Source organism: Nannocystis punicea, from assembly GCF_026965555.1.
Taxonomy (GTDB): Bacteria; Myxococcota_A; Polyangia; order Nannocystales; family Nannocystaceae; genus Nannocystis; species Nannocystis punicea.
This window is the reverse complement of sequence record NZ_CP114040.1, coordinates 4,568,700-4,580,810: the sequence shown is the minus strand read 5'-3', so window position 1 is coordinate 4,580,810 and position 12,111 is coordinate 4,568,700. Positions and strand designations below refer to the sequence as shown.

At 68.7% G+C, this 12,111-nt stretch carries 10 protein-coding genes; 8 read left to right on the top strand and 2 right to left on the bottom strand.

Going from position 1 to position 12,111, the window contains the following annotated elements; genetic code table 11:
• Positions 1-60: 60 nt before the first annotated feature.
• Positions 61-648, bottom strand: coding sequence for a hypothetical protein (locus O0S08_RS17730; RefSeq protein ID WP_269040350.1), 588 nt, complete (start codon positions 646-648; stop codon positions 61-63).
• A gap of 144 nt (positions 649-792) precedes the next feature.
• Here O0S08_RS17730 and O0S08_RS17725 point away from each other — a divergent pair, with 144 nt between their 5' ends.
• Positions 793-1,188: a hypothetical protein gene (locus O0S08_RS17725; RefSeq protein ID WP_269040349.1), complete on the top strand. Its 396-nt coding sequence runs from the start codon at positions 793-795 to the stop codon at positions 1,186-1,188.
• A 919-nt stretch (positions 1,189-2,107) separates the two neighbouring features.
• Positions 2,108-3,364: a hypothetical protein gene (locus O0S08_RS17720; protein WP_269040348.1), complete on the top strand. Its 1,257-nt coding sequence runs from the start codon at positions 2,108-2,110 to the stop codon at positions 3,362-3,364.
• Here the strand turns inward: O0S08_RS17720 and O0S08_RS17715 are convergent.
• Positions 3,328-4,323, bottom strand: coding sequence for an MBL fold metallo-hydrolase (locus O0S08_RS17715; RefSeq protein WP_269040347.1), 996 nt, complete (start codon positions 4,321-4,323; stop codon positions 3,328-3,330). The genes O0S08_RS17720 and O0S08_RS17715 overlap by 37 nt on opposite strands.
• Positions 4,324-4,657: 334 nt before the next feature.
• Between O0S08_RS17715 and O0S08_RS17710 the strand changes: the two genes are divergently transcribed.
• The 6 genes from O0S08_RS17710 (at position 4,658) to O0S08_RS17685 (ending at position 12,073) form a co-directional block, all read left to right on the top strand.
• On the top strand, positions 4,658-5,623 hold the full coding sequence (locus O0S08_RS17710) for a fibro-slime domain-containing protein (RefSeq protein WP_269040346.1): 966 nt from the start codon (positions 4,658-4,660) through the stop codon (positions 5,621-5,623).
• A 1-nt stretch (position 5,624) separates the two neighbouring features.
• Positions 5,625-5,930 carry a cyclic-phosphate processing receiver domain-containing protein gene (locus tag O0S08_RS17705; RefSeq protein ID WP_269040345.1) on the top strand — a complete coding sequence of 102 codons (306 nt, stop codon included), beginning with the start codon at positions 5,625-5,627 and terminating at the stop codon, positions 5,928-5,930.
• Between the two features lie 1,073 nt (positions 5,931-7,003).
• Positions 7,004-8,401, top strand: a complete 1,398-nt coding sequence (locus tag O0S08_RS17700; RefSeq protein ID WP_269040344.1) for a family 2B encapsulin nanocompartment shell protein — start codon at positions 7,004-7,006, stop codon at positions 8,399-8,401.
• A gap of 82 nt (positions 8,402-8,483) precedes the next feature.
• Entirely contained in the window at positions 8,484-9,884 is a 1,401-nt protein-coding gene (locus O0S08_RS17695) for a family 2B encapsulin nanocompartment shell protein (protein ID WP_269040343.1), read from the top strand.
• Between the two features lie 77 nt (positions 9,885-9,961).
• The gene (locus O0S08_RS17690) at positions 9,962-10,822 is read left to right on the top strand and encodes a geranyl diphosphate 2-C-methyltransferase (RefSeq protein WP_371879547.1); all 861 of its coding nucleotides are present in this window, start codon (positions 9,962-9,964) and stop codon (positions 10,820-10,822) included.
• Positions 10,823-10,939: 117 nt separating this feature from the next.
• Entirely contained in the window at positions 10,940-12,073 is a 1,134-nt protein-coding gene (locus O0S08_RS17685) for a family 2 encapsulin nanocompartment cargo protein terpene cyclase (protein WP_269040341.1), read from the top strand.
• Positions 12,074-12,111: the final 38 nt, after the last annotated feature.

Genomic DNA, 12,111 nt, shown 5'->3' with positions numbered 1-12,111 from the left:
ATGGGACATGCCCCCTCATTCCTCCCCGGCCTGTGAGCGCCACCCGACTCGGCGGGAGATTTAACGCGGCCAGGCCCTCATCTCGCTCGCGGGCACCTGCGGATCGTCGGAGTCCGACAGCCACGTCTCGTAGATGAAATAGCGGCCGTCCCCGAGCGAGCCCCAGCTCTCCATCCAGCTGTTGAACGCGAACTCGCCCTTCCCCGGAAACTCGACCACCACGTGCTCGGCGCCGAACCGCCGCACCGCGCTCAACGTCCAGCCCTCGCGGATCGCCGTCGCCAACGGCTCGCCCCTGCAGCTCGGGAGCCCCACCGGGCGCTCGAGCGCCCGCTCGCTCCGCGGGACCCGGACCACACAGACATCGGAGGAGCCCCAGCACACGATCATCAGCAAGTCGCCGTCGCTCAGCAGCGCATAGAACCCGAAGCCGAGCCACTGCCACGCCTCCACGATCCAGACCTCTCGCCCCGAGAACAACGCCGGCGACGTCTCGAGATCCTCACCGCCCCACAGCTCCCGCTTTCCGGGCTCCAGCAGCGTCTCGTCAGGGTGCTTCGCGCAGACCATCGTCTCGTGATGTTCGCCCTCCGTCGGCTCCTCGATGAAGGACGTGAAGGGCGCCCCGCACAGAATGCAATGCAACATCGCCCTCGACGCCTAACACACCTCCGGCCCCCCGCACAACCGACGCAGGCACCCGGTTCCGCCGCTCGATCGCACCTACCGGTATCATGATAACCTGCGATCGGGTTCGTCGCCGACCAATCCGCGCCGTCCCGACCTCCACCCATGTGGGACCCCAAGAAACGCCCTCGCCTCGACCTCTGCCCCGAACAATACTGCTTCCACTGGGAGCCCCCCGGCAGCTTCGCCAACATGAGCGGGCGCGTCTATGCCTCTCTCGCCGACGCACTCGCGGACGTCGACGCCTTCGTGTCCTTCCCCGACGGCGGCTGCGGCTGCATCTTCGGCCCGTGCAATCGGCTCTCTCGCACACCTGGCGCGAAGGACATGTACGAACCGCACGAGCCCGCCCTCGAGCGCGACGGCCTCCCCTGGTTCTACTTCGCGCGCGAACAATCGCTGACCGCCCGCTCTCGCCGGCAATTCGAGCGAGGGGCGCGTATTCTCTGGGGCGAGGACACCTTCGCGGGCGGCACCTCGAAGCAGCGCTCGCCGAAGTGACCGACTCCCCACAACGAACGCGAGCGACCCTCACTTCACTCCCGTATCAGACGCGACCGTCTCCCGTCTAGCGACGGAGTCGACCGTCTCCCCCCAATAATTCGGCGCACGCTCGATTCCCCCCGCGGGCTTCGCCTCCTCGAACCACCACTCACCGCATACCCCGCCCGCCGTTCAAGCCCGACCGTCTCCCGTCTCTCGACGAGTCGACCGTCCCCCCCAACAATTCGGAGCCCCCTCGATTCACACGCGGGGTCCTTTCCTCGCCCCCACTCGCCGCGTACCCCGCTCGCCGTTCTGACGCGACGCAGTCCCCGTTCTCGGCGGACTCGACCGTGCCACTCAATAAATCGGAGGCACCCTCGATGCCCACCGCCAGGTCATCCACCGCGACCGGCGAGCTTCTCCTCCTCGACACCACTCGCCGCGGACCTCGCTCGCCGTTCAGGCGCGAGCGGGTCCCGGATCTCGACGGAGTCGACCGTCCCCGTTCCAAGAGAGCTCCCGAAGGACGGGGGCCGGGACGCCCTGGCACCGAGTTTGCGCAGGACGAGGCAAACTTCGCCTCGAAGCACCCTACCCCTCACGAAGTCCGAGCAACTGTTTGAGGGGACAGGGCGTCCCGGACACCGGCCCCGCGACCCTCGCCGCGCATCGATCCGGGACCCGCTCGCGCCGTGCGACCCTCACCGCGCATCGATCCGGCACCCCACTCGCGCCGTGCGACCCATCGATCCGGCACCCACTCGCGCCGTGCGCTCCTCGCTCCGCATCGATCCGGGATCCTGCGCACGCCGAGCTCAGCCGCATGACCTGTCCCATCGGCCATCTCATCGGGAACAAGACCATCCGCGATCGCCGGCCGTGCGCGCAGCCTCGCGCGCACCGACAGCGCCCGCTCATGAAGTACCATCGCCCCATGAATCGCCTCCCTGCGCTTCTCTTGTGCGCTCCCTTGCTCGTCGCCTGCGGCGACAGCGGCCGGCCCCAGGACACCGCCAACGCCACCCTGACCACCACCAGCGGACCTGGTCCGACCTCCACCGTCGGCCCCACCGACGGCACCACCACGGACGGCAGCACCACCGAAGCGCCGACCACCTCCACCTCCACCTCCGGCGCTCCCAAGCTCGACCTCGGCGCCCAGCCGGACCAGGGCGAAGCCACCACTGGCGAGTGTGCCGCTCAGATGCTCGAGCCCCAGGTCCAGTCGATCGGCGTCGACATCGTCGTCGTCGTCGACACCTCCAATTCCATGCAGGCAGCGATCGCTGCGGTCGAGGCCAGCATCAACAACGATTTTGCCGCCATCCTCGGCGCCAGCAACGTCGACTACCGCGTCATCGTCCTCGGCGACTATCCCCCTGGCGAGCAGCTCGACATCTGCATCAGCGCTCCGCTCTCGGGCACCGACTGCAACCCCCCGCCGGCCGTCCCTGCAGTCACCGAGCGTTACAAGCACTACGACGCCATCACTGGTTCGGGCGCCTTCCTCGCCAACATCCTCGCCTGGTACACCGCCCCGGACCCGCACGGCCTCGCCCCCGGCGGTTACCGCGACTTTTTGCGCGACGGCACCCGCAAGATCATCCTCGCCATGACCGACGGCAGCAGCGCCTCTGCCACCGACGCCGACGGTGACGCCTTCGACGCCGCCTTGCTCGCCCTCGACCCGCCGCACTTCGGCACTCCTGGCGCGCGCGACTACGTCTTCCACACCATCATCACCATGAGCCCCAACAACCCGCCGGACGCCCCGTGGTTGCCCGCCGATCCGCTGCAGGGAGAGGGCGACTCGATCCAGCGCGTCAGCGTCATCACCGGTGGTTGGCGGTTCCCCCTGTCGCAGACCGACTCCTTCGACGTCCTCTTCCAGGAGATCGCCAAGGACGTCGTCCAGACCACCCCGATCGCCTGTTCCTTCCCGATCCCCGCCCCGCCGATGGGCACCATCGATCCCAACACCATCGAGATCGACTACCAGGTCGGCGGTGTGCCCCCGGCCAAGGCTTTCCATCAGGTCGTCGACCTCGCCAGCTGCGAGGCCGACGCCTTCTACATCGAGAACGCCACCGTCATCCTCTGCCCTGCCGCCTGCGCCGAGGTGCAGGCCGACGGCGCCGCCAAGCTCGACGTCCGCTACGGCTGCGACGTCGGGTTCGACCCGGCCGGTTGAGCCGGCTCCTCCGCTGCGCCCTCTGCCGGGCCATCCGTCGTGTTCTCTGCGGCCAGCCGGCGCCACACCGCCGGCAGCCCGATCTCGAGGAACACCGGGAAGCGGTAGCCCTCGTAACGGCGCTCGAGCTCCGAGCGCACCCGCCGGATCGCCGTCTCGTCGGGCGGCAGCGTCGGCTTCTCGGCTCGCACCAGCGACAGCACCGTCTGCAAGTACTCGCGCTGGTTCGCCACCAGCTCCAGCGTGCCCGAGCGGCCGCGGCCCGGGTGCACGGTCTTCGGCTTCATCGCCTCGATCTCGGCCAGGCGCTTCAGCCACTCCTCCGCCTCCCCGATCTCGAGCCACGCGTGGGCCTTGTTGGCCACCAGGTCGCCGACGAACACGTGGTCTTCCCACTGGATCACCACGTGGGCCGGGCTGCAGCCGGGGCCGAGCACGTGCGCCTTCAGCTCGAGGCCTGCCAGCTTCAGCGTCGTCGTCGCCGCGCCGAAGCTGCGCGGTTGCGGCACCGCCGTCGGCCAGTCGGGCGCGTAGCGCTCGGCGAACGCCTCCGTGCGCCTGGCGAACACCTCGGGGATCCGCGCCAGCACCTGCTCGGCCGTCCACACCTCGATCCCGCGGGCCTGGAACGTCGCAGTCCCGTTGAACTTGTCCGGGTTCGCGTGCAGCACGATCGCCGCCACCACCTTCTTGCGGGTCACGCGCTCGGCCGCGGCGATGACCTCGGCGGCCACCGAAGGCAGGAATTGCACGTCGATCACGACCAACCCTTCGGGTCCCTCGATCCAGAAGCTCGACGTGTCGAACGACCAGCCCGACGAGATGTACTGCCCGATCCGTCGCTCCGCCAGCGGCACCTCGACCCGGCCCGTCATCGGCGTCGACGAGTGAGGCACGCAGGCCGGCGTGGACAGCACGAGCGACGCGAGGGTGACCAGCGGGAGCGCGCGGGCGAACATCGGCTGCGGAGGCTAGTGCTCCGGCCTCGCCCTGTCCACCGCCGGCGACATGTCTCGAGGGACATCTTCCCGCCACGATCCCTCACACCACCCGTCCTGAGCGCACATTCGCGGCGGCGCGCCCGGCACCGGACCCAGCCTCGCGGTCTGCCGCCGGAGCGCCTGCGGACCGCCGACCCGACTCGCGGATCTGCGCCGCGCTCTCGCGTTCGCCGTCGCGGCCTGCCGCGCGCGCTCACCGGCCCACCGGGGCGCGCCCGGCGGGACATCCCGGGCGCCGTGTCGAGCCCGGCGTGGTATGAGATCTTCGGCCGGCCCAGCCCGCGAGAGTCCCATGCGACATGTCTTCAAGTACAGCTTCACCTTCTCGGCCCTCGTCCTGACCACCTCCGCCTGCGGCGACTCCGGATACGTCCAGGGCAGCTCCGCCACCGACATCACCAACATCACCGGCGTGAGCGGCACCGGCACCACCGAGCCGGGCACCACCGACCCTGCCACCACCGAGCCGGGCACCGCTGCGACCACAGTCGAGCCCACCACCGTCGAGCCCACCACCGCCGAGCCCACCACCGGTCCCGTCGATCCCTCGACCACCACCACCACCACCGAGCCCGGCACCACGACGACCACCACCACCGAGACCACCACGAGCACCACCACCACCGGCGAGCGGCCGCCGGATTGTGTCTCCGTGCTCAAGGCCACCGTGCGCGACTTCAAGGAGAGCCACCCCGACTTCGAGAGCTACGGCGGCACCGTCGACGGCCTCGTCCAGACCGACCTCGGGCCCGACAAGAAGCCCGTCTACGCCCACGCCGGCGGCACCTCGGTCACCACCGGCCCGGCGGAGTTCGCCCAGTGGTACAACGACGTCGCCGACGTCAATCAATCGTTCCAGATCGACATCATGTTGACCGAGACCATGCCCGGTCAATACACCTACCAGAACAACGACTTCTTCCCGATCGACGACCAGGGCTGGGGCAACCAGGGCAACAACCACAACTTCCACTTCACCACCGAGATCCACACCCAGTTCACCTATTCGGGCGGCGAGGTGTTCACCTTCACCGGCGACGACGACCTGTGGCTGTTCATCAACGGCAAGCTCGCCATCGACCTCGGCGGCGTCCACGGCGCCCTCAGCGACTCGATCGACCTCGACGCCAACGCCGGCTACTTCGGCATCCAGCTGAACGGCACCTACTCGATGGACATCTTCCACGCCGAGCGCCACACCAGCGAGTCGAACTTCCGCATCGACACCAGCATCCAGTGCTTCATCATCCCGGGCTGACGTGAAGCTCTACCTCGACGACGAGCGCCCGGCCCCGCCGGGCTGGCGGCTCGTCCGCTGGCCCGACGAGGTCATCGCCCTCCTGCAGACCGGCGCGGTGACCGACCTCAGCCTCGATCACGACCTCGGCGACGACGCCCGCGGCACCGGCTACGACGTCGTCCTCTGGCTCGAGGAGGCCGTCGCCACCCGCGACTTCGTCCCGCCCGCGATCGCCGTCCACTCCGCCAACACCGCCGCCCGGGCGCGCATGGAGGCCGGCATCGCCAGCATCGCGCGACTTCACCGCGGCCGTCGTGACCCGTAAAGCGGGCCCGTGCTCGTTCGCCGCGTGAGCGCGGCGGTGTCCTGAATGGACACCGCTCGACGCGGGCGCACGCTCGCTACGAGCCGACGATTCCCCTGTTGCCGGCAGCGGCCATTGCCCAATGGACCTCCTTGCATGATTCCGGGGACGGCTCAAATCTCGCCGCCTCGAGCTCGCGCCGCATGGCCCCGCCTCCGCGGCGCGGCCCGCCCGACGACCACGAGCCGCGGCACTCGAGCCTCGAGGGTCGCATTGGCGGTCCCGCCGCCGGCGCGCGACTCACCCCCGCAGGGCCATCGGCTGCGCCCCGGCTCCGGCCCCCGGGCTTCCGCCTCGCGTTCGCGCGCCCGGCTCGCCGGCCGGTCCGGGTCGCGGCGTCGAGCTCGCGGAAATCGTCGGACGCGACGGCACTATTAAAGAAGATCGCCAACGCCTCGGAACAACGTACAGACGGCGAGGAATCGCACGGGTGCGGCGACGCGCCGGCGGAAGGGACGCCGCGGGACCATGATTCGGCCCGCGGGCCGCTCGACGCCTCGGAGCGCTGTCGCGCTCACGCACGATTGCGAGCGGGCAAACAATTGCCATTCTTGCCCGCGGGCCGGGTGCGGGCTCGCGCGGCCCGGTCGGAATCGGCGCCAATCGTGTCACGAATATGCGAAAATCTCCCGCAACGCACTCATCCATGTGCACCTCGGCCGGCCCGCGAAATCAGCGGCTGGCCGAAATCGCCACCACGACGAGTTCTCCACGCACCAAGGATTACACCGCGGCACCGTCATCGCGGCATGGAACACGTATTATTGCCGGACAGTAGTTCGGCCCCACTCGCAATGCGCGACCCGGCGCCGCGCGCTTCTTCGCCGCACCGCGCGTTCGAGCGCTCAATTTCCAGCCATAAATGCAATGTTGATTTAATCTTCGACACTTGAATTTGGCTTGACGCCTGGAGTTGACGGAGCGTAACCTCCGCCGCGAGCTCGAACCGCCAAGAGCCGATGTTCGCCGACACGGCTCTCCTTCGAGCGGAGGATTGGAAACGGCAGCGGAGCTGTCGGTGAAAAAGGATTGTCATGTCGATCGCAGGTAAGCCGGGAAATGATCAGCAGACGAGTCTCTCGACAACGGCCGCGCGGCAGCTCGCCACTACGACGAAGTCCCCGCCGCAGATGCAGGGAATCTCGTCCCGCTGGCTGCTCAAGTTGTTGCCGTGGGTGCACGTCAACGGGGTGTTCCGCCTCAACCGTCGCCTGAGCTACGCCGTCGGTGACGGGCGCGTCACGTTCTACAACACCGGCGCGAAGATCCAGGTCGTCCCGGCGGAGCTCGCCGAGCTGCCGCTGTTCCGCGGCTACGAGGACGTCGAGGTGCTCAACATCCTCGCCGGCCGCTTCGTGCAGAAAGAGTTCAAGGCGGGCGACGTCCTGACGCAGAAGGGCAACGAGGCCAACGAGATGGTCCTCATCGCCCACGGCAAGGTCAACAAGATCGGCACCGGCAAGTACGGCGACGAGACGATCCTGGAGACCCTCGCCGACGGCGACCACTACTCGTACCAGGCGATCCTCGAGTCCCAGGACTACTGGACGTTCACCGCCAAGGCAGTGACCGCCGGCAGCGTCCTGACGCTGTCGCAGGCCTCCTTCGAGGAGCTCGTCGCGCAGCACCCGTCGCTGCGCAAGCACGTCGAGGATTTCAAGGCGCGCTCGCAGAAGAAGCAGGACAACAGCGGCCAGGCCGCGATCGAGGTGGCCTCCGGCCACACGGGCGAGCCCGTCCTGCCCGGCACCTTCGTCGACTACGAGACCTCGCCGCGAGAGTTCGAGCTCAGCGTCGCCCAGACCGTCCTGCAGGTCCACACGCGCGTCGCCGACCTGTTCAACGACCCGATGAATCAGACGCAGGAGCAGTTGCGCCTGACCGTCGAGGCGCTGAAGGAGCGCCAGGAGCACGAGCTCATCAACAACCACGAGTTCGGCCTGCTCCACAACGCCGACCTCAAGCAGCGGATCCACACCCGCAGCGGCCCGCCGACGCCGGACGACATGGACAACCTCCTGTCGCTGGTGTGGAAGGAGCCGGCCTTCTTCCTCGCCCACCCGCGGACCATCGCGGCGTTCGGCCACGAGTGCAACCGCGCCGGCATCTACCCGACGCCGGTCGATCTGGGCGGCCATCACGTCCCCTCGTGGCGCGGCGTCCCGATCTTCCCGTGCAACAAGATCCCGATCTCCGAGAGCCGCACCACCTCGGTCCTGCTCATGCGCGTCGGCGAGAAGAACCAGGGCGTGATCGGCCTGCAGCACAAGGGCATCCCCGACGAGATCGAGCCGAGCCTGTCGGTCCGCTTCATGGGCATCAACGAGAAGGCGATCATCTCGTACCTCGTCAGCCTCTACTACTCGTGCGCCGTGCAGATCCCCGACGCGCTCGGCATCCTCGAGAGCGTCGAAATCGGCCGCGCCGACTGACGAGAGCCGCGCAACCTGACGGCGCCCCGGTCCGCGCGGTCCGGGGCGCTGCTTTCCCTGATCTCGCGCGGAGGCGAACGACATGTCGAGCTACGAGAAGTCCGGCCGTGACAACCATGAGCAGCTGACGAGCCTCGGGACCCGGGCTGCGCGCCAGCTGGCGACCACCACCAAGACGGCGCCGCAGATGCAGGGGCGCACGCCGCGGTGGCTGCTCCGCTCCTTGCAATGGGTCGAGGTCCCCGGTGGCACCTTCCGCGTCAACCGCCGCATGAGCCTCGCGGTCGGGGACGGGCGGGTGGAGTTCACCAACATCGGCGCGCGGGCGCAGGTGATCCCGGCGGAGCTGTGCGAGCTGCCGCTCCTGCGCGGGTTCGACGACGAGGAGGCGCTCGCGCACCTGGCCGGCAAATTCGTGCAGTCCGAGTTCAAGCCCGGGCAGCTGATCGCCGAGCGCGGCAAGCCGGCCGATCAGGTGTACCTGCTGGTCCACGGCAAGGCCAACAAGCTGGGCCTGGGCGCTTACGGCGAGGAGACCATGCTCGAGGTGATCGCCGACGGCGCGCACTTCGGCGACCAGGCGATCGTGCAGGACGACGACGCCTGGGACTACACGGTCAAGGCGGTCACGCCGTGCACCGTCCTCGCCTTGCCGCAGGCGGTGTTCGAGGAGCTGATCGGCCGCTCGCCCAAGCTCGCGGCCCACGTCGAGCGCTACAAGCAGCTGCTGAAGGCCCCGCAGGACAAGCACGGCCAGGCGGCGATCAAGTTGACGGCGGGCCACCACGGCGAGGTCACCTTGCCGGGGACCTTCGTCGACTACGAGGCGTCGCCGCGCGAGTACGAGTTGAGCCTCGCGCAGACGATCCTGCAGGTGCATTCGCGGGTGTCGGATCTGTTCAACGATCCGATGGACCAGCTCGAGGAGCAGCTGCGCCTGACCATCGATGCCCTGCGCGAGCAGCAGGAGCACGAGATGATCAACAACCGCGACTTCGGCCTGCTCCACAACGCCGACTACAAGCAGCGGATCAACACCCGCAGCGGCCCGCCGACGCCCGACGACCTCGACGAGCTGCTGTGCCGGCGCCGCAAGACCAAGTTCTTCCTGGCCCACCCGCGGACGATCGCCGCCTTCCGCCGCGAGTGCACCCGTCGCCGGCTCGACCCGCCGTCGGTCGAGTACGAGGGTTCCGTGGTCGCCGGCTGGCGCGGCGTGCCGATCTTGCCGTGCGACAAGATCCCGATCTCCGAGACGCAGACCAGCTCGATCCTCGCCATGCGCGTCGGCCAGGATCACCAGGGCGTCATCGGCCTGTACCGCACCGGCATCCCCGACGAACGCGAGCCTGGTCTGTCCGTTCGGAAGATGGGGACCAACGAGAGGGCCGTCGCCTCGTACCTCGTCAGCACGTACTACTCCGCAGCGGTCCTGATCCCGGACGCGCTCGGGATCCTGGAAAATATCGAGCTCGGGCGCTGATCGCCCCTCGCCGAGGCAGGCGCCGCCCTCGCGGCGCCTCGTGACAGTGGAACGAAAGAGAACAAACGACCATGAACATGCCCACCACGGCCACCCCCGTCCTGCGCAGCGAATACCAGAAGTCGGTCGCCAACTACTGGAACACCAACCAGAACGACCCGGTCAATCTGCTCCTCGGCCACGTCGACGGCTACTACCACCACCACTACGGAATCGGCGCCGTCAATTGGCAGGTGCTGGAGCAGCCCGAGGCCACGCGTGACGACGCGATCATCCGCGAGCTGCACCGCCTCGAGCACGCGCAGGCGGAGCACCTGCTGAAGAAGCTCGGCCCGATCAAGCCCGAGAACCGCCTGCTCGACGCCGGCTCCGGCCGCGGCGGCACCAGCCTCATGGCCCACGAGCGCTTCGGCTGCCAGGTCGACGGCGTGTCGATCTCGGAGTACCAGGTCGGCTTCGCCAACGAGCAGGCCGCCAAGCGCGGGCTCGGCGACAAGCTGAAGTACCACTTCCGCAACATGCTCGACACCGGCTTCGAGACCGGCTCCGTCGACGCCATCTGGACCAACGAGACCACGATGTACGTCGACCTGTTCAAGCTGTACGCCGAGTTCTCGCGGCTGCTGAAGGACGGCGGGCGCTACGTCTGCATCACCGGCTGCTACAACGACATCACCGGCGGCCGCTCGCGCGCCGTCAGCGAGATCGACGCCAAGTACATCTGCAACATCCACCCGCGCAGCGAGTACTTCAAGGCGATGGCCGCCAACAACCTGGTGCCGATCGAGGTCACCGACCTGACGCTCGACACGATCCCGTACTGGGAGCTCCGCACCCGCTGCTCGGTCGCCACCGGCGTCGAGGATCCGTTCCTCCGCGCGTACAAGGAGGGCAGCTTCCACTACCTCCTCATCGTCGCGGACCGGATCGTCCGCTGACCTCGGCAGGACCGCCGGCCGGTATGAACATTCGCGCATGCCGGCCGGCGCGCGTCGTGTGATAGAATCGCCGGCGGCGACACCGGCACCAGACCAGCGATGACGGAGGCAAAGCGCATGACGGATCCGAACGATGTATCAGCCCTCCTCGCCGGGCCGACCGGCCTCGGGACGTCCGCCGCACGCCTCGCCCAACTCCTGAGCCGCGCCCGCGCCGGCGACCTCGACCCGCCGCAGCCGGGCCTCGATCCCGCCTACGCGCTGCGGCCCTGGGGCGACGGCAGCGGGACGCCGCTGTACTGCCCCGTCACCGAGCGGATCAACGAGCCGCTCGCCGACGAGGTCGACGAGCGGCTGGCCGCCTGGGCCAAGGAGTGCGGCTTCGACGACGACGAGATCGTCAAGATCCGCAAGGCCCGGTTCGGGCGGCTGGTGATGCTCACCCACGCCGACTGCGACGATCCAGACCGGCTGCTGATCGGCGCCAAGATGAACGCCGCGTGGTGGGCGGCCGACGACTACTACGCCGACGACAGCGCGCTCGGGGCGGTGCCGGAGCAGCTGCCGCCGCGCCTCGTCCTGGCGATGGCGGCCATGGATCCGCTGCCGCGCATGGGCGAGTTCAGCGTCCCGCTCGAGCAGGCGATCGACGCCGAGCGGGTGCTCGTCGCCCTGCGCTCGGGCCTCGAGCACATGGGCCGCTACGCGACGCACGAGCAGATCCAGCGCACCTGCTACTCGACCTTCGCCATGTTCGTGTCGTGGAGCGCCTACGCGGCGTGGCGGCACACCGGCGAGTACCCGCCCGCGTGGAAGTACCTGGCCGCGCGCCAGCACGACAGCTTCTACACCTCGATGACCCTGTGCGACGTCATCGGCGGCTATCGCCTGCCCGCCGAGCTCTTCTACGACTCGCGGGTCCGCCGCGCCGCCTTCCAGGCCGGCACCGCCGTCGTCCTCGTCAACGACCTCTATTCGGTGGCCAAGGACCTCGAGGACGCGAAGCCGCCGTGCAACATGGTCCTGCAGGTCGCCGCCGATCGCGGCTGCTCGATCGACGAGGCGGCCGAGGTCACCGTCCAGGTCCACAACGACCTCGTCCGCGACTTCGAGGCCAGCCATCGCAGCCTCCTGCCCGTCCCGAGCGTCGAGCTCCAGCGGTTCCTGCGCGCGCTGCGGGCCTGGATGGGCGGCGCGTTCGAGTGGCACGACAGCAACCCGCGCTACAAGACCGGCGCCAAGAAGACCTGAGCGCGTCACATCGCGACGCCGCGGGTGAGGAACACGAC